Source organism: Corynebacterium sp. HMSC055G02 (assembly GCF_001809065.1).
GTDB classification, from domain to species: domain Bacteria; phylum Actinomycetota; class Actinomycetes; order Mycobacteriales; family Mycobacteriaceae; genus Corynebacterium; species Corynebacterium jeikeium_D.
The window spans coordinates 1-17,941 of the sequence record NZ_KV795643.1 but is presented as its reverse complement, the minus strand read 5'-3'; the positions used below and the strand labels follow the sequence as shown (position 1 = coordinate 17,941).

Sequence of the window (17,941 nt, the reverse complement as noted above, 5' to 3'; positions counted from 1 at the left end):
GTGACGCTGGATTAGGCATAGTTTCTGGAAAAAATCCCACGCTTTTCTATCCAATACATTATTGTGATGTGAAACACAGCACTGCTACAGTGCCCGAGCTAATGAAGCAGGACACTTGGCAGCCGTGCACGAGATTAGAAAGGCGATTTCCTGCATGCCCCTTTCCAGCAACCTCCCCGACATCGACATCCCGGAGACCTCACTCTTTGAGTTCCTCTTCGGAGAAATTGAGCCACGTCACCAGGACAAGCTTGCAATCGTTGACTCAGGCTCCGAGGTCACCTTCGGTGATCTGAAGGCCAGCATTGAGAAGTTTGCGGGTGCGCTGGCAGCACGTGGGATTAAGAAGGGCGACGTTGTGGCTCTCCACTGCCCCAACTCGACAACCTTCGCGGTCGCTCTTCACGGTGTCCTACGCGCGGGGGCTGTCTGCACGACGGTCGCATCGCTGGCAACTGCGGAGGACATTGAAAACCAACTCCGGATGTCTGACGCGAAGATGATGCTGACGACCTCCTCAATCGGTTGGGCTGGCGCCCACGGCGCTGAGGCTGCTGGTCTGCCGGAAGAGATGATTATCGGCCTGACGGGTCTCCACGGCATGGGCGAGCTGCTTGCCGAGGGGCACGCAGCCCCGGACGTCGACGTATCACCCGATGACGTTGCCGTGATTCCGTTTTCCTCGGGAACCACCGGTGTACCGAAGGGCGTCCAGCTCACTCACCGCAACTTGGTGGCCAACGTCGCTCAGGCGGGTGGAGCTACAGTCAACGCGCTGACCGAGGACACCCCGGCTGTCACTATCCTGCCGTTTTTCCACATCTACGGCCTGACTGCGCTGCTGAATCTGTGCCTGTGGCGCCGCACGACGCAGTACACCATGGGCAAGTTCGACCTCGTCGATTTCCTGTCCATCATCGCCGAGCACAAGGTGAAGTTCGCGTTCATCGCACCGCCTGTAGCTGTGGGCCTGGCCAAGCACCCAGCTGTCGATTCCTTTGACCTGTCCAGCCTGGAGACAATCTTCTCGGGTGCCGCTTCTCTCCAACTTGACCTCGCGGAACAGGTGGAAAAGCGCCTTGACTGCGTGGTCGCACAGGGCTTCGGCATGACCGAGTCCTCGCCAGCAGCCCACATCCGCATCGGCCACGATAGTCCGCTGGACTCGATCGGTCGCGCAGTCCCCAACACTCAGTACAAGATTGTCAACCTCGACTCCGACAGCTTTGAGGAAATCCCGGTTCCCGCCGAGGGGCGCTCGGAGGCAGGTGAGCTATGGATTCATGGTCCACAGGTGATGAAGGACTACCTCAACAACCCGAAGGCGACGGCAGAGACGCTTGTCGACGGTTGGCTGCGTACCGGCGACGTTGCGGAACTCGACGAACACGGGAATGTGTACATCGTCGACCGCTTCAAGGAACTGATTAAGTACAAGGGCTACCAGGTTCCGCCGGCCGAGCTCGAGTCCGTGCTGCTCAGCCACCCGGATACTGCCGATGCCGCCTGCAGTGGTGTCGTTCGCTCCGACGGCGAGGAGATTCCTAAGGCCTACGTTGTCCTCAAGGCGGGCAAGCAGGTGACTGAAGACGAGATTATGGACTACGTCGCCGACCGCGTCGCACCGTACAAGAAGGTGCGAGCAGTCGAGTTCATGGATGAAATCCCGAAGTCGGCGACGGGCAAGATTCTGCGCAAGGATCTCAAGGCCATGGAGGCAGCACGCGCTCAGTCGTGAGTTACTGCCCCAGGGGTCACCGCCACGGTGACTGAACCGGGTGCAATCTCGGTAAACCCGGCATCCTGAACCTCAACCGCGCGGGGCTCTGGCGCTGGCCACTGCTCCCGCGGTACTTCTTTCACATCTAACGCATAACCACTTTGCGCCCACGCCCAAGCGTCCTCGACCGACAGGCTGGCCGCATAGAGCATCGAGCCGTGTCCAACTTGCGCGGCCACCTTTCCTACGGACATATTCAGGTTTTTGTCCACCCAAATCACTGGCGGAGCAAAGGTGTCAGCGCTCTCATGGTCGCCCGGGGCGCCGGGAGATGTGTTCTCCGGGTCGTCGTAAGGCAAATCGGTGCCGGAAATTTGTAGTTTGGCAATCTCCGGGTAGGTTTCGTCGACAGGAGTTGGCACTAGTGCGCGAGCTTGCGCGCCGTCGACGTCCACGGTGACACCCGGTGCAAGCTGAGCGCGTTGCCAGCCGATATTGCGAGCGCGACGTGTGAGCTTGCGGATGCGCGCACCGTACCAAGACGCCAGACCTTGTTGATAGGCAGAAGTGTCATCGCCTGCGCGTTCGTCCAGGCAACAAGCAACAACAGCCATCGCGGCAGCGCGGAGCAGCGCAGTGCGCGAGGGGCGTTCCTTCTTCGGAACCTCAAGCACAATAGCCATTGCCCACGGCACATCCTCGCCGTGGTCTTCCCTATCAGGTTGCGGCAGGAGATTATGGGCGATACGGAACCACTCCGGTACCGATGATGCGTCCGTGACAGCTGGATCCTTGTGATCCTCGCGTTGCACTACTGCTCCAACGGCACGCGGCGGAAGGTGCCATCTTCGCGGTCGGCATCGTCGATTTCATCGCGGGAAATGCCCAGCATGAACAGAATCGAGTCCATGAATGGAACGTTGACGGACGTGTCAGCGATTTCCTTCAGCGCCGGCTTGGCATTGAAAGCAATACCAAGGCCTGCGACCGACAACATATCGATGTCATTGGCCCCATCGCCGACCGCAACGGTCTGATGCATCTGAAGCCCCGACTCTGCGGCGAACGTCTTGAGGCTGCGGGCCTTCTCCTGCCTATCGACGACATCGCCGACCACGCGTCCAGTCAGCTTTCCGTCCTCGACCTCGAGGGTATTCGCCTTGTAAAAGTCCAGACCGAGATCCTTTGCCAGCGGCTCCAAGATCTGGATAAAGCCACCGGAGACAGCACCACACTTGTAACCGAGGCGCTTCAGCGTGCGGATCGTGGTGCGGGCGCCTGGAGTCAGCTCGATGGAGTTAGTGACTTCCTCTAGGACACTGACCGGCAGGCCAGCCAGAGCCTTAACTCGCTCATGCAGTGACTCGGCGAAGTCCAGCTCACCGCGCATAGCGCGCTCTGTAACCGCTGCAACCTCCGCCTCGCGACCAGCATGGGCGGCCAGCATCTCAATGACCTCACCGGTAATCAAGGTCGAGTCCACATCGAAACAAATCAAGCGCTTGGAGCGGCGCTGCAAACCAGCGCGTTCAATTGCGATGTCAATGTCCTGGTCCTGTGCAAGCTCGGCCAGTGCCTTACGCAGCGGAATGCCCGCACCCGGCTTCGGGTCCGGAATAGAGACCAGCAATTCCAGGCCAGTGACTGGGTAGTCAGCAATACCGCGAATGGAATCGATGTTTGCACCGTAATCAGCAAGAGTGCGGCCGATACGGGAAATATCCTCAGCGTTGACCGGATTGCCCAACACGACAAGTGCGTGGGTGGAGCCATCGCTGCGCTCAATCGGGGCATCCAGCTGGAAACTGACAGTCATGCCGTGAGGCTTCAGTGTTTCAATGAGTCCCTCACGGAGAACACCGACCTTTTCTTCTGTGACACCAACAAGCGCACCGAGGCTCAGATTAGAGCGGAACACCGACTGTTCCACATCCAAAATTTGAACTCCGTGGGCCGCGAGCACGCGGAAGAAAGCTGCGGAGACACCCGGGCGGTCTCGGCCAACAGCGGTAATAAGCACCGGAGCTAGTCCCGGTGCCAACGAAACCGATAGAGCATCGGTATCTACAGACTGACTGGGAGAGATAATTACCTGTTCATTCACCAATCCAGTATCGCATGAAGCCCCGGCAGAGTGCTCATCGCATAGTGGGATTCCGCACTTCAGTGGGTGGCCAGTGACAGGCGCTAGCCATCGCCCTGCTCTCTTGCCCTTCTGGCGCTCCCTGCCCCCCCCCTGCTCTCCCTGCGCTCTCTTACTGCCTCTTCCCTAGGAAAGACTCTCAAAGACAAGACTAAGGCCCCATCACGGAGAACCGTGATGGGGCCTTAGCTTCGCGTAGTTATTAACTCAGAGTTGCATCAGCCATGTAGCCACTAGCTCTTAGAGCTGACGACCAACGTGGGCCTCTGCGCGCTGACGCTCAACCATGTGCGGGTAGTGCAGCTCGAACGCCGGGCGCTCCGAGCGGATGCGCGGCATCGAGGTGAAGTTGTGGCGCGGCGGCGGGCAAGAAGTAGCCCACTCGAGGGAGTTACCGTAACCCCACGGGTCATCAACAGTGACGACCTCACCGTAGCGCCAGGACTTGAAGACGTTCCAGACAAACGGGATAACAGACAGACCCAGGATGAACGCACCAACGGTGGAGATCATGTTCAGGGTGGTGAAACCGTCAGTCTCGAGGTAGTCGGCGTAACGACGCGGCATACCCTCGTTACCCAGCCAGTGCTGGACCAGGAAGGTCAGGTTGAAGCCGATGAAGGTCAGCCAGAAGTGAACCTTTGCCAGCTTCTCGTCGAGCATACGACCAGTCATCTTCGGGAACCAGAAGTAAACGCCCGAGTAGGAAGCGAAGACCAGGGTACCGAACAGGGTGTAGTGGAAGTGCGCCACGACGAAGTAAGTATCAGAGACGTGGAAGTCCAGCGGTGGGGAAGCCAGCATAATACCGGTCAAACCACCGAACAGGAAGGTCACGATGAAGCCGAGAGCGAAAGTCATCGGAGCCTCGAAGGTCATGTGGCCACGCCACATGGTGCCCATCCAGTTGATGAACTTAACACCGGTCGGGACCGAAATCAGGAAGGTCATGAACGAGAAGAACGGAAGCAGAACGCCACCGGTCACGAACATGTGGTGTGCCCACACAGCCATGGACAGACCTGCAATAGACAGGGTTGCGAAGACCATACCTGCGTAGCCGAACAGCGGCTTACGGGAAAAGACCGGAACGACCTCGGTGATGATGCCCACGAACGGCAACAGCAGGACGTAGACCTCTGGGTGACCGAAGAACCAGAACAGGTGCTGCCACAGCATTGCGCCACCGTTTGCCGGGTCGTAAATGTGACCGCCCAGCTTACGGTCGTACAAAACACCAAGAGCAGCTGCAGTCAGGATCGGGAAAATCAGCAGAGCCAGGATCGAGGTAACCAGGATGTTCCAGGTGAAGATTGGCATACGGAACATGGTCATGCCTGGTGCACGGAGGCACAGGACAGTGGTGGTCATGTTAATGGCGGAAGCGATGGTACCGACACCACCAACACCGACACCGACAATCCACAGGTCAGAACCGACACCCGGAGAGTGAATCGGGTCAGACAGCGGGGAGTACATGGTCCAACCGAAGTCAGCAGCACCACCCGGGGTCAGGAAGCCCGACAGCATCAGAATGCCACCAATGGTGGTCAGCCAGAAGCCGAAAGCGTTCAGACGCGGGAAAGCCACGTCCGGAGCACCAATCTGAAGTGGCAGAATGTAGTTAGCAAAACCCCAAACAATCGGGGTACCGAACAGAAGCAGCATCACCGTGCCGTGCATGGTGAACATCTGGTTGAACTGCTCGTTAGAAAGGAACTGAAGTCCTGGGGCGAAGAGCTCAGCACGGATAAGCAGAGCCATCAGACCGCCGACAAAGAAGAACGAGAAGGACATAATGATGTACATGATGCCCAGCTTCTTGTGGTCGGTCGTGGTCAGCATTTCCCACGCCCAGCTGCCCTTACGCTCATGTCCGAACGGCTGCGGCCGTTCCGGCGCTACAACGCCATGATCTGGACGAGGCGCTACTGCAGTCATTCTTCCTCCTTACTACGCGAAGATTTCCTGTAACTCACTACAGGGATTTTAAGTTTTGTCCTTGTGAGAATAGTGCAGGCGAGTACGCGACGGCGAACCCACCTACCGCTATGTGCCAGATTCTAGTCTGAACCTTGGAAAAAGTTAAGGCTAAGGGATTTTCCGGCTCACTTCCCCACTCAGCTAAGCACACTATTAGTTTCCTGAGAATTGTCTTAACCTGGGCTAACGCCTATTTAGCAGGAACCGTCGAGGCTAGGACTACTACCCCCGTGTGTGTGCTGTCACCAGAGTGAGGCTCGATGCGGAATGTTCCCTACACCTGTGCTTTTAGAAGTCCCAGTCCTCATCCTCGGTTACTTCAGCCTTACCCATGACGTAGGAAGAGCCGGAACCCGAGAAGAAGTCGTGGTTTTCGTCAGCATTCGGCGACAGGGCCGACAGGATCGACGGCGAAACGCGAGTCTCGTCGGCCGGGAACATACCCTCGTAGCCCAAGTTGTTCAGAGCCTTGTTGCCGTTGTAACGCAAGAAACGCTTGACATCCTCGGTCCAACCGAGTTCGTCGTACATCTCTTCGGTGTACTGAATCTCGTTGTCGTAGAGATCAAACATGAGGTCGAAGGTGTAATCCTTCAGCTCGTCACGTTCGGCCTGGGTCAGACGCTCCAGGTTGCGCTGGTACTTGTAACCGATGTAGTAACCGTGAACTGCCTCATCACGAATGATTAGGCGAATAATGTCCGCGGTGTTGGTCAGCTTGGCGTGGCTGGACCAGTACATCGGCAGGTAGAAGCCCGAGTAGAACAGGAAGGACTCCAACAAAGTGGAAGCGACCTTCTTCTTCTGCGGATTATCGCCCTCGTAGTAGTCGAGGATAATCTTGGCCTTCTTCTGCAGGTACTCATTCTCCTCGCCCCAACGGAACGCATCCTGAATCTCAGGAGTCGACGCCAGCGTCTGGAAAATCGACGAGTAGCTCTTTGCGTGCACCGATTCCATGAAGGCGATATTGGTGTACACAGCTTCCTCGTGCGGAGTCAGCGCATCCGGGATGAGCGATACTGCGCCAACTGTGCCCTGGATGGTGTCCAGCATGGTCAGACCAGTGAACACGCGCATCGTGGTGCGCTGCTCCAGTGCGTTGAGCGTATTCCAGCTCTTGATGTCATTCGACAGCGGCACCTTTTCCGGCAACCAGAAGTTACCGGTCAGACGATCCCAAACCTCGAGATCCTTGTCATCAGGAATCGTGTTCCAGTCAATAGCCGCAACTGGGCATGCACGCGACTCTGGATTCTTCTCACGGTGGGCCGGAGTCGAGGGTGGGCAATCATCGAAACTCACGTGGAAACCTCTCCCTTTTTCATTGATATTGCCGTTTTTCGAACACACCTTATATATAAGGAACGTCCTTCACTCTTTACGAGTTCAAACAGCGACTGCAGCGGTGGCTATTCCAGCCTTGTCCCACTACAAAACGTCAGGCTCCCGATGAAAGGAGCCACTACCCTTAGCAGCTTACCCACACCCGCATTATTAAGCACGCGGCCTAGAAGAAATCGCCCCACTTGCCGAGTCTTGTTCCCGGTGCCCCTCCCCTAACCCCACGTCACACAAAGAACAAGGTGCTTGACGACGCAATGTCCGTCGTCAAGCACCAAGCGCAAGATGTTGCGCGAACCTAGGCGTGAACCTTCTCTCGGTTTTCCGCCGTGTCGTTGATGATGCGGTCGGAGATGACGTACACCAGCAAACCTACGACAGCCATGAGCGCGAGCAACCAAGCGATGGTAGCGGAGACCCCTTCTGCTTCAGACTGCGCGATGGAGAGGGTGCTGAAGAAGGCCGGTCGAGAATCAACAAGCATGGCCGTTAACGCGATGCCAACCGGGACGGCAATGTTGATCGTCAGATTGTAGAAACCGATTGCAACACCGGACTTGGCGGCAGGAATGTTCTGCAGTGCGGTCGCGACCAACGGCGCATACATGAGCGCGAACCCTGATGGGAACAGAATCATGGAGACGATAACCGTGGCAACACCGGCCCCCGGCAGCACTGCGGGGATGAGCAACGCCACGATGATGATGCTGATGGCTGCGACAATGGCCTGCTTCGAGGGCAGGAACTTGGCAACCTTGCCAGACATTACACCGACGATGACAGCGCAGAGGTAGCCCGGCGCGAGGATATAGGCAGCACCGTCGAGGTTGATGCCATAGAGCTCGTCGACCATGTACGGCAACAGAATGGCCGAATACCCCAACTGGACCATGTAAACCACGAGCACAACAATCAGCGCGCAAACGTAGCGAGCATTGGTAAAGAACGACGGGCTGACCACGGCGTTGTCATGTGTCCGGATGTGCCAGACAAAGAGCGCGACGCCCAGCGCAGCGGCAACCAGCCACCACCATTGGAACTGCTGCATGAACAGCATCACCGCAGTGGCGATGACCGCGATGAGGAACAGGCCAAAGATATCCAGGTGACTCTTCTGCTGCTGCTCCTCCGGAACTGTCTTGATCAGGAACGGAATGGCAACTATCAGAATGAGCGAAATCAGGAACATAGCCGGCCAGGAAATGTAGGTAGCCACGATTCCCGAGGTCAACGTTCCAATCAGCAGCGCGGCTTGGAAGGCCGCGGTGGAAAAGCCGAGGTAGGTTTTCTGATCTTCTGGGCTTAGGTACTTGGTGACATAGATGACGTAGAGTGTCTCAGCCGCCGCCAGGCCGGCAGTTTGAATAATGCGGGCAGTAAGCACGATTGGCCATACTCCCTGGAAGAAATAACCCAGTAGAGAGCCCACGGCGACGAAGCCGATACCGACAATCATCAATTTGCGGATACTGATGCTGTCCGCCAATGCGGCGTACACCACCGCTCCAATGCCAATCAAGATACCGGCGAGTGTCGCCTGCAGACTGGCCGTGGAGACACTGAGGTCCAGAGATTCCGCAATCGGCTTGGTCATGAACTTAAAGCCATTGTCCAAGACCAAACAGAATACAAAGGAAAACAGCAAGACCGGGACTGCGGCCTTAGGGTTTGGCGCGGCAGCCTTGGACGCTGCGCTTTCACGGGGATTCACGTTCAAGCTGGTATTGCTGGCGGGATTGCTCATCGCACTGTACCTATTTCACACTTCAAGCCAATTGATTGCGGACCAGGACACTAGAGTCGAGCCAGCGGCAATGCCAGCTCCATCATCGTCGTGAAGGCCTTCTCACGTTCTTCCGGAGTGGTCTTTCCACCGGTGACGATGTTGTCCGACACAGTGAAGATTCCCATGGCCTCCACACCGGCCTCGGCGGCGGCGGCATAAAGGCCAGCAGATTCCATCTCCACCGCCAGCACACCCATGCGTGCCCAACGGTCGTTCACATCATCCTGGAAGTTGTAGAAAATATCGCTGGACAAGATGTTGCCGACGTGTGTAGTGATGCCCTGCTCGCGGGCACGATCGCGAACATCTTCAATCAGACGGAAAGATGCGGACGGGGCGAACGTTCCCGGCAAGTTGTACTGCGATAGAAAATTGGAGTCCGTCGATGCCGTCTGGCCGATAACCACGTCATACAGGTCCAGCTCCGGCTGCAACGCGCCGCAGGAACCGACGCGAATCAGCTTCTTGCAGCCGAAAACATGGATAAGTTCCCAGGAGTACAGCGAGATAGACGGAATGCCCATACCGGATCCCATGACGGACACTTCCTGCCCCTGGTAGGTGCCGGTAAAGCCCAACATGTTGCGAACTTTGTTGAACTGAACGACATCGTCCAAATAGGTCTCCGCAATGAACTTGGCACGCAGCGGGTCACCTGGCAACAAAATGGTTTCTGCAATCGGCGCACCCTTTGGGTTGATGTGTGGAGTGCTCTTACCAGTGGTATCGGACATGGCTTCCAGCCCCTTCCCCCACTAGCCGTGGGTGAAAATTATGCGAACATTGGTGTACCACTGCCCAGGTTAATTACCTGGATTACAACCGTCAATAGTGATATTTACATTTGTTCCCAATTGGATGGAGTGACGAAAAAGGCGCGAGAATCTCCCGGCAAAACTCGGGGAAATTCTCGCGCCTTCAATGCGCTACAACTGAAGCACTAGATGCCTAGCCCTCAAGCACGCTTGCTTAAAGCATGCAGGATACGCAACCCTCGACCTCAGTACCCTCCAGCGCAACCTGACGCAGGCGGATGTAGTACAGAGTCTTAATACCCTTGCGCCATGCGTAAATCTGCGCACGGTTGAGGTCACGAGTGCTCACCGTGTCCTTGAAGAACAAGGTCAGCGACAGTCCCTGGTCAACATACTTGGTAGCGACCGCGTAAGTGTCAATGATCTTCTCGTAGCCGATTTCGTAGGCGTCCTGGAAGTACTCACGGTTGTCATTGTCCAAGTGCGGAGCCGGATAGTATACGCGACCGATCTTGCCCTCCTTGCGAATCTCAATCTGAGATGCAATCGGGTGAATCGACGAGGTCGAGTTGTTGATGTAGGAAATCGAACCGGTCGGCGGCACTGCCTGCAGGTTACGGTTGAACAGGCCGTACTCCATGACGTCGGCCTTCAGTTGCGCCCAGTCCTCAGCGTCCGGAATGTGCGCGGTGGAGTTCTCGAAGATCTCCTTGACGTGCTGAGTCTTCGGCTGGAACTCTGCCGGATCGAAGTTATCGAAGTACTTGCCGCTGGCGTAGTCAGAGTTCTCAAAGTTGACGAACTTCTGACCGCGCTCGCGAGCAATCTTGTTGGATGCGCGCAGGACTGCGTAGAGCACTGCTGCGAAGTAGGCGTTGGTGAAGTCCAGGCCCTCTTCCGAGCCGTACATAATCTTCTCGCGGCCAAGGTAGCCGTGCAGGTTCATCTGCCCCAGGCCGATGGCGTGAGATCCGTCGTTGCCCTTGCGAATCGATGGCACCGAGTCAATAGAAGTCTGCTCACTGACCGCAGTCAGGCCACGGATGGCAGTCTCGACAGTGCGACCAAAGTCCGGCGAGTCCATGGTCATCGCAATATTCAGCGAACCGAGGTTACAGGAAATGTCCTCACCCACGTGCTCGTAGGACAGGTCCGCATTGTAGGTCGACGGGGTGTTGACCTGCAGAATCTCCGAGCAGAGGTTCGACATGTTAATGCGGCCCTCAATCGGGTTCGCGCGGTTAACCGTGTCCTCGAACATGATGTACGGGTAGCCGGACTCAAACTGAATCTCAGCGATGGTCTGGAAGAACTGACGCGCGTTGATCTTCTGCTTACGAATACGCGGGTCCTCGACCATATCCGCGTAATTCTCGGTGATGCTAATGTCCGCGAACGGCTTACCGTAGACACGCTCGACATCGTACGGGCTGAAGAGGTACATGTCGTCGTTACGCTTGGCCAGCTCGAACGTGATGTCCGGAATGACAACGCCGAGCGACAGCGACTTGATGCGAATCTTCTCGTCCGCGTTCTCACGCTTGGTATCCAGGAAGCGCATGATGTCCGGGTGGTGCGCGTGCAGGTAGACAGCGCCTGCTCCCTGGCGAGCACCCAGCTGGTTAGCGTAGGAGAAGGAGTCCTCCAGCAGCTTCATAACCGGGATGACACCGGAAGACTGATTCTCGATGTGCTTAATCGGAGCGCCCTGTTCACGCAGGTTGCTCAGCAGCAGCGCCACACCACCGCCGCGCTTGGACAGCTGCAGCGAGGAGTTGATGGCGCGGCCAATGGACTCCATGTTGTCCTCGATACGCAGCAGGAAGCAGCTCACCGGCTCGCCGCGCTGGGCCTTACCGGAGTTGAGGAATGTAGGAGTAGCAGGCTGGAAGCGTCCGGCGATGATCTCATCAACCAGGTGCTGCGCGAGCCCCAAGTCGCCGTCGGCAAGCGTAAGAGCAACCATGCACACACGGTCTTCGTAGCGCTCCAAGTAACGCTTGCCGTCGAAAGTCTTCAGCGTGTACGAGGTGTAGTACTTGTAAGCACCCAGGAAAGTCTGAAAACGGAACTTGTGGGCGTAGGCCTGCTTGAACAGCGCCTTGACGTCCTCAAATTCGTACTTCTCCAGAACCTCAGCCTCGTAGTAATGGTTCTCTACCAGGTAATCGAGCTTCTCCCGCAAGTTATGGAAGAACACAGTGTTCTGATTGACATGCTGCAAGAAGAACTGCCGCGCAGCCATGCGGTCTTTATCGAACTGAATCTTGCCGTCTTCACCGTACAGATTCAGCAGCGCATTGAGCGCGTGGTAATCCAGCTTGTCCTCACCCACCGGCTCCGCGACCTGCTTGCCCATTTCCGACACGTTGACTCCTTTAATATTCATTTGCCTGCACAGGGTCTGTTCCAACACTGCCCAGAGCAATCCAATCTAGCTATTTTCCTCGCACACCGCTTTACGACGGCTTCCGCGAGCGTATCCATTCGGTTGTCCTCAGTGCCCCTTCCCTCGACACTGAGGCTTGCCAACTTAGGCGCTGGCTCTACCGTGGAAGAATTCCTCTAGCCCTTCTCGGACTCGCCGCACATCGTGGTCGGTTCCCATCAGCTCGAAGCGATATAGATATGGAACCTTGCACTTGTAGGAGATGACATCCCCTGCTTTACAGAAGTCCTCACCGAAGTTGAGATTGCCGGCAGCAATCACACCTCGGATGAAAGAGCGGTTGTGCTCATTATTAAGAAATTTGATGACCTGCGGAGGAACTGGCCTTGAGTTACCACCGCTGATGGAAACGCCACCACCATAAGTCGGACAAATGAGGACATAGGGCTCATCGACGATAAGCTCCGGCTCATTACGACGGATGGGAATGCGGGCATTTTTGATACCTAGCTTTTCAACAAACTTGTGTGTATTCCCCGTCGCCGAGGAGAAATACACCACCAGCATGAGAGCTTCACCCTTTACATCGCAAAACCCCCGCAATCTTCGCTTCCCGGGTGGTCAACGAAATCTGCGGAGAGGTGTGTGATTCTTACGCTGCCTGGAGAGCCTTGATGCGATCCGGACGGAAACCCGACCAGGTCTCAGTGCCAGTGTCAACGACCGGCGCCTGGAGGTGACCGAGAGCCATGACGTAGTCCCGAGCCTCATCGTCCATGGTGATGTCGACGATATCGTAGGCAATTCCAGCCTTATCGAGGGCACGAGTGGTAGCGCGGCACTGGACACATGCAGGCTTGCTGTAAACGGTAACCATGACTCTCACAAACTTTCTGGCTTTGGGTAAGACCAATGAATCGGATCGACTTCGTACAAACAACGGAAGCGGCCGAGGAATCAGCGGATTGGTTGAATGACCGAAAGCTCCCAGGGTTCATGAGAAACCGAGTACGGGTGGCAGACAGGTCCTTTTAGCTCTCCTTGGCTCGACATCGAAAACACTACACTTGGTGCCTAGAAAACTCTAGTCATACTAGATGTAGTACTCACAACCATGGTATTCCCTGTTCGGAGATCTCTGGCGCACAAGATGTTGTACACAGACGCACCACAACCTTGTAATTTCACGCTAAAAATTCTAGAAAATCGTAGAAAAACAACTATCGGTGGATTTTGGTTAAACCAATTACTGCATGACGCCCCGCAGCCGACCGCACCGATTCCAGGCGCCGCAGTGTCCCCGCCCTGCCTTTGTCCCTCCCCTACCCAACTTCGGATTCCGCAGCGATCTCAAAAATCGCGGGCTGCACATATGAACACGGGCTGCACATGTGAAACTGTGTAAGTTTATGACACTTTCAAGCCATTTTTCGAGCCATTTCTGTCATAAACGTAGTCAGTAACTTCCATCGCCCCACCGCCGCCAGCCATAAACGCAGTAACCGCCTGAACCTCCCCTCCCTAAAAACCAAAAACCGCAACCTTTAGCCACAGTAAAACTGCGACTTCAGATTGCGGTTTTGGCAATAAATGAGGAAGCTATTTGCTTCGCGCTAGCCTAAATAAGGCTTAGCCCTGACGGGCCTTGAAGCGCGGCTCCTTCTTGTTGATCACGTAGACCTTGCCACGACGGCGCACGACCTGAGCGCCCGGCTTGTTCTTCAGCGACCGAAGGGACTTGCGGACCTTCATTCGGGCGCTCCTTTCTACTCGGCTCCGAAACGGGAATGTGCACACTGCACTCTCCCCGGACAATCACCCCAGTGACTGCCTGGCAACGCACCCTTCCTGATAATCCGAAGAAATATCAAAGAGGATGCGTTACGACACGAGTTGCCATACTACCTAATAAGCGGAATAACTCCAAAAATCCGGGGGAAACATGTTCTTTGACGGGCAACCCCAAGATCGCGACTCCCCACGTTGCAACTGCTTCCACTTCTCTACTTGGCAGCGGCAATCATGTACTCGCGGACCTCGGCAAGCGTCTTACCTGAGGTCTCCGGCACCGCCTTGATGGTGAATACCAGCGCAATTGCGCCCGTAATGGCAAAGAAGAAGAACGACCACGCACCACCGACAGCATCCACCATCGGAAGAAAAGCCTGCGCCACAAACCAATTCGCAACCCATAGCGCGAGCCCTGCCAGCCCCATACCCAGGCCACGAGCCTCTGTCGGGATGATCTCGGAAATCAGGAGCCAGGTCGCCACCGACACAGCCGCCTGCTGAAACACGATAAATACGGTCATCAGCAGAAGCGACATCATGGCACCCGTCGAAGAGTTACTCGACAAACCATAGACGGGCGCCAGCACGAGCAGCGAGCTTGCACAGCCCACCAAACCGATAATCAGCATTCGCCGACGACCAACGCGGTCAATGATGCTCATACCAATTGCACACGAAATCACCGAGGCGATACCGATGATGATGGAGGTATAGACAGAGCTTTCCGTCGACAAGCCAACCTTGTTCATCATCGTCGGCGCGAAATACATAATCGCGTTCGCGCCCGTGACCTGTTGCGTCACACCAATGAGCATCGCAATAATGACGGTGCGTCGCACCCACGGGGTTTTCACGGCAAGGCGCTCGGCTGCACGCTGATCGGCGCTTGACGACGCCTCATCAACGGCAACCTCAGCCAGGGTCGCCTCATCTCCCTGCATCTGACGCAGCACGGCCAGCGCCTTGCCCTCCTGTCCTCGACGGACGAGGTAGGCCGGAGTGTCCGGCAGAACCAGCATGCCGATGAGCAGCACGATGCCGGGGACAGCGCCGAGTCCAAGCATGAGTCGCCAGTTACCGGAGGAGGCTAGGGCGGAGTTGGTGAGGAACGCCACCAGCTGACCAATCACGATCATCAGCGAGTTCAGGCTGACCAGGCGTCCACGCACATGCGGTGGTGCCATTTCGGAGATGTACATCGGTACGACGATGGAAACACCACCGATACAGACGCCGAGCAAAGTACGCGCAGCACCCAGCGAAAACGCACTAGTAGCGAAAGCACACCAGATACTGCCGATGATGAAGCCGACCGCTCCGAGCAGGATGGTGCCACGGCGCCCCAGGGAGTCCGCTACGCGACCGCCCAGGAACGCACCGATAGCCGCACCGACCAAGAGCATGGCGGTGACAGTGGACTCCTGTCCTGGAGTCAGCTCAAAAGAGCGCTGGATATACAGCAGCGCGCCCGAGATGACACCGGTGTCGTAACCAAAGAGGAGGCCGCCCAGAGCGGCGATGATAGCCACGGCTATCGACCGAGTTGTGGTGGTTTCCCGGTTCGGTCCAGTCTTATTCTGTTCGGTTGTACTCACGCTGGAAATCTTGCCACCGTCCGGCCAAAGACCCCCTATCCGAACAGCACTTACTCGATAAAGATGAGAGTTTTGGCACTCTTCTGGCAGGAAAATCATCCCTTTTCCCGTCCGGAACTAGCGGTAGAGTGAGGCTCATGACACCAGTAGGCACACAGGATTTCCCACACCCCCTCCAGTCGGAGATTATTAACGACCTCCACGTCCAGCCCACCATCAATGCCGCCGAGGAAATCAGCCGCCGAGTCGATTTTCTCTGCGATTATTTCCGCGCCGCGCACGCCAAGGGATTCGTGCTCGGAATTTCTGGCGGCCAAGACTCCACGCTGGCCGGGCGTCTAGCGCAGTTGGCCGTCGAAAAGCTTCGCGACGGCGGTGAGGATGCCACTTTCATTGCCATTCGCCTCCCCCACGGCGTCCAGGCCGATGAGGACGACGCACAGGTGGCACTGCAATTCATTCAGCCTGACCAAAGGCTAACTATCGATATCGAACCGGCCACCGCCGCGATGACCGCCCAGGTCACCGATGCCCTGGCCAGCAGCGCTATCAGCGACTTCAACAAGGGAAATATTAAGGCCCGCATGCGCATGATTGCCCAGTACGCAGTGGCGGGTGTTGACGGCGCTTTGGTCATCGGAACAGATCACGCCGCGGAGGCTGTCACCGGCTTCTACACCAAGCACGGCGACGGCGCCTGCGACCTCGTCCCGCTGCAGGGGCTGAGCAAGCGCCAGGGCGCGGCCCTACTCCGTCACCTCGGCGCACCAGCCAGTACGTGGGAGAAGGTGCCGACGGCCGACCTGGAAGAAGATCGCCCTGCGCTTCCCGACGAAGTTGCACTCGGGGTGACCTATACCGCCATCGACGACTACCTCGAAGGCAAGGCCGTCTCAGATGAGGATGCCGCGCGAATCGAGCATCTCTACTCCATCTCCCGGCACAAGCGAGCCGTCCCTCCCGGACCGGCCGATTCCTGGTGGCGCTAAGCTACTGTCCCGGGCCACCAATCTAGCACTGTCATCCCGCCCAAAAACTTCCCCCCGGCTACTATCGCCCACCTGAGGGGTGCTGGATTAACGTCCCGTACTGAGCAGCGAACCTCTTAAGAGAAACCCCTTAAGAGAAGGCCTCCGCGCCAGCGTCCCAAATAGCTCCAACTGCGGCCAAGCTGTCTACCGCACCGGCTTCGGCACTTGGTTCCAGCGCAGGTGAACCATCCTGGACGAGCTCGGCGGTCACCAAACCATGGGCGAACGCCCACATGGCCAAACCCTTAGACTCATCGCCGGCAACCTTAATGAATGCATCGCGAATCCAGGCATCCAATGACGAAGGCGAGACGACATTCACGAAATTAGTGCGACTCATCAGCCGGTAACCATGCGGATCGTCGAGAACTGCCTGGCGGTACGCCTGCAGCAGAGACGCCGAAGTACATTCCTCATCAATGGCAGCATGAATACGCTTGCCCAGATTCTCGAGACTCTCGGTCAGCAGCAGCTGGAGGAGCTCTTCTTTGCCGCTGATGTGCTTATACAGCGATGGCGCCTTCACATCGAGTCGCGCCGCTAGACGGCGCATACTGATTGCGCTCCAACCCGATTCGCGCAGCATCGCGCGCGCTTCATCTACGATCTTCTGCATACGCGGGGACTGCCTGCGCACATCGGGCTGCGCTGGCACCCCATCGGTCGATTCTATGGTGCACGTCACATTTGCGACTGTAACGCGTTGAATCTCACTTAGGGCGCTTTTGGGTAATTTAACCCAACAATTTTTAAAAAAACAGCTAACGGCGGTGCTCAGTCACTAAAAGCTGCCTTTGCACGCTGCTATCTCTGCTTCACGACGGAGCCCCCACCGTCGTCAAGCAAAAGCGCCGTATGCCGCCGCTACACTTCGTAGCGATTCGGCTCCTCACCGAGGTGGAAATGGCGACCGGAAACATCGTTCGGAGTAATGCGCACGTAGTTGTACTTCAACGTCGGCAGCCAGGGCTTCAGCGGCAGCTCATCTGCAGCGTTAATATCCGCGCGGGAGGTGAGAACCTCTGCGTCACCCTTTACGATGACCGACCATGCCTTCTGGGCATCCTTGTCAACAAAGTCGGCCTCAAAAAGAACATCGTGGTTCAGAGAAACAGTAAAAAGCTTCGACCCCTCGGCAGTGCGGAAGTAAATGCTCCCCTCATGAACGACGTAGTTCAGCGGGAAAAGATCCATGTCATCTTTACGACGAACAACCAGGCGCCCAAAAGTCTGCGTAGCCAGCAGCTCGAGGGATTCTTCGGTGGACAGTTTCTGAATAACGGAGTCGTTGTGTGCCATACCCCCAGTATTCCACCGTTTAGACAAAGTTGCTACAGCCATACGGATTACCAATCATTGAGGTAAACGGCGGGTTAAACGACAGAAAGTGTGTCTGGATTCGGT

15 protein-coding genes are annotated in these 17,941 nt (G+C 56.5%); 2 read left to right on the top strand and 13 right to left on the bottom strand.

Annotated elements, in window-relative coordinates:
• Positions 1–154 precede the first annotated feature (154 nt).
• Entirely contained in the window at positions 155–1,738 is a 1,584-nt protein-coding gene (locus HMPREF2547_RS03970) for an AMP-binding protein (protein WP_070604792.1), read from the top strand.
• Here the strand turns inward: HMPREF2547_RS03970 and HMPREF2547_RS03965 are convergent.
• The 11 genes from HMPREF2547_RS03965 to HMPREF2547_RS03915 form a co-directional block, all read right to left on the bottom strand.
• The gene (locus HMPREF2547_RS03965) at positions 1,729–2,532 is read right to left on the bottom strand and encodes a peptidyl-tRNA hydrolase (RefSeq protein WP_049193344.1); all 804 of its coding nucleotides are present in this window, start codon (positions 2,530–2,532) and stop codon (positions 1,729–1,731) included. The genes HMPREF2547_RS03970 and HMPREF2547_RS03965 overlap by 10 nt on opposite strands.
• The gene (serB, locus tag HMPREF2547_RS03960) at positions 2,532–3,824 is read right to left on the bottom strand and encodes a phosphoserine phosphatase SerB (RefSeq protein ID WP_049193346.1); all 1,293 of its coding nucleotides are present in this window, start codon (positions 3,822–3,824) and stop codon (positions 2,532–2,534) included. The genes HMPREF2547_RS03965 and serB overlap by 1 nt, the downstream gene beginning before the upstream one ends.
• Positions 3,825–4,103: 279 nt before the next feature.
• Complete coding sequence (ctaD, locus tag HMPREF2547_RS03955; protein ID WP_005511131.1) at positions 4,104–5,804, bottom strand: aa3-type cytochrome oxidase subunit I; 1,701 nt, start codon at positions 5,802–5,804, stop codon at positions 4,104–4,106.
• A gap of 330 nt (positions 5,805–6,134) precedes the next feature.
• Entirely contained in the window at positions 6,135–7,151 is a 1,017-nt protein-coding gene (nrdF, locus tag HMPREF2547_RS03950) for a class 1b ribonucleoside-diphosphate reductase subunit beta (RefSeq protein WP_016422253.1), read from the bottom strand.
• A 337-nt stretch (positions 7,152–7,488) separates the two neighbouring features.
• A complete protein-coding gene (locus HMPREF2547_RS03945) occupies positions 7,489–8,934 on the bottom strand; it encodes an MFS transporter (protein WP_016422252.1) in 1,446 nt (481 codons plus the stop codon).
• A 50-nt stretch (positions 8,935–8,984) separates the two neighbouring features.
• Positions 8,985–9,710 (bottom strand): purine-nucleoside phosphorylase, encoded by a 726-nt coding sequence (deoD, locus tag HMPREF2547_RS03940; protein ID WP_070604790.1) that lies wholly within the window; start codon positions 9,708–9,710, stop codon positions 8,985–8,987.
• A 235-nt stretch (positions 9,711–9,945) separates the two neighbouring features.
• On the bottom strand, positions 9,946–12,090 hold the full coding sequence (gene nrdE / locus HMPREF2547_RS03935) for a class 1b ribonucleoside-diphosphate reductase subunit alpha (protein WP_172620253.1): 2,145 nt from the start codon (positions 12,088–12,090) through the stop codon (positions 9,946–9,948).
• Between the two features lie 174 nt (positions 12,091–12,264).
• Positions 12,265–12,687, bottom strand: a complete 423-nt coding sequence (nrdI, locus tag HMPREF2547_RS03930) for a class Ib ribonucleoside-diphosphate reductase assembly flavoprotein NrdI (RefSeq protein WP_049181994.1) — start codon at positions 12,685–12,687, stop codon at positions 12,265–12,267.
• 85 nt (positions 12,688–12,772) lie between these two features.
• The gene (gene nrdH, locus HMPREF2547_RS03925; RefSeq protein ID WP_005511161.1) at positions 12,773–12,997 is read right to left on the bottom strand and encodes a glutaredoxin-like protein NrdH; all 225 of its coding nucleotides are present in this window, start codon (positions 12,995–12,997) and stop codon (positions 12,773–12,775) included.
• A 752-nt stretch (positions 12,998–13,749) separates the two neighbouring features.
• Positions 13,750–13,872 carry a type B 50S ribosomal protein L36 gene (gene ykgO, locus HMPREF2547_RS03920; protein WP_005511141.1) on the bottom strand — a complete coding sequence of 41 codons (123 nt, stop codon included), beginning with the start codon at positions 13,870–13,872 and terminating at the stop codon, positions 13,750–13,752.
• Positions 13,873–14,123: 251 nt separating this feature from the next.
• Complete coding sequence (locus tag HMPREF2547_RS03915) at positions 14,124–15,605, bottom strand: sugar porter family MFS transporter (RefSeq protein ID WP_141744329.1); 1,482 nt, start codon at positions 15,603–15,605, stop codon at positions 14,124–14,126.
• Between the two features lie 38 nt (positions 15,606–15,643).
• Here HMPREF2547_RS03915 and nadE point away from each other — a divergent pair, with 38 nt between their 5' ends.
• Positions 15,644–16,495: an ammonia-dependent NAD(+) synthetase gene (gene nadE / locus HMPREF2547_RS03910; protein WP_070604788.1), complete on the top strand. Its 852-nt coding sequence runs from the start codon at positions 15,644–15,646 to the stop codon at positions 16,493–16,495.
• A gap of 130 nt (positions 16,496–16,625) precedes the next feature.
• Here the strand turns inward: nadE and HMPREF2547_RS03905 are convergent, their stop codons facing one another.
• A complete protein-coding gene (locus HMPREF2547_RS03905) occupies positions 16,626–17,222 on the bottom strand; it encodes a TetR/AcrR family transcriptional regulator (RefSeq protein WP_070604787.1) in 597 nt (198 codons plus the stop codon).
• Positions 17,223–17,401: 179 nt separating this feature from the next.
• Positions 17,402–17,836 (bottom strand): pyridoxamine 5'-phosphate oxidase family protein, encoded by a 435-nt coding sequence (locus HMPREF2547_RS03900; protein WP_016422245.1) that lies wholly within the window; start codon positions 17,834–17,836, stop codon positions 17,402–17,404.
• Between the last annotated feature and the right edge of the window lie 105 nt (positions 17,837–17,941).

Excerpts from the sequence above, each read along its gene's own strand:
- HMPREF2547_RS03970 (WP_070604792.1), top strand. The coding sequence starts at position 155 with ATGCCCCTTTCCAGCAACCTCCCCGACATCGACATCCCGGAGACCTCA.
- ctaD (WP_005511131.1), bottom strand. The coding sequence starts at position 5,804 with ATGACTGCAGTAGCGCCTCGTCCAGATCATGGCGTTGTAGCGCCGGAA.
- HMPREF2547_RS03945 (WP_016422252.1), bottom strand. The coding sequence starts at position 8,934 with ATGAGCAATCCCGCCAGCAATACCAGCTTGAACGTGAATCCCCGTGAA.
- deoD (WP_070604790.1), bottom strand. The coding sequence starts at position 9,710 with ATGTCCGATACCACTGGTAAGAGCACTCCACACATCAACCCAAAGGGT.
- nrdE (WP_172620253.1), bottom strand. The coding sequence starts at position 12,090 with ATGGGCAAGCAGGTCGCGGAGCCGGTGGGTGAGGACAAGCTGGATTAC.
- nrdI (WP_049181994.1), bottom strand. The coding sequence starts at position 12,687 with ATGCTGGTGGTGTATTTCTCCTCGGCGACGGGGAATACACACAAGTTT.
- nrdH (WP_005511161.1), bottom strand. The coding sequence starts at position 12,997 with ATGGTTACCGTTTACAGCAAGCCTGCATGTGTCCAGTGCCGCGCTACC.
- ykgO (WP_005511141.1), bottom strand. The coding sequence starts at position 13,872 with ATGAAGGTCCGCAAGTCCCTTCGGTCGCTGAAGAACAAGCCGGGCGCT.
- HMPREF2547_RS03915 (WP_141744329.1), bottom strand. The coding sequence starts at position 15,605 with ATGATTTTCCTGCCAGAAGAGTGCCAAAACTCTCATCTTTATCGAGTA.
- nadE (WP_070604788.1), top strand. The coding sequence starts at position 15,644 with ATGACACCAGTAGGCACACAGGATTTCCCACACCCCCTCCAGTCGGAG.
- HMPREF2547_RS03900 (WP_016422245.1), bottom strand. The coding sequence starts at position 17,836 with ATGGCACACAACGACTCCGTTATTCAGAAACTGTCCACCGAAGAATCC.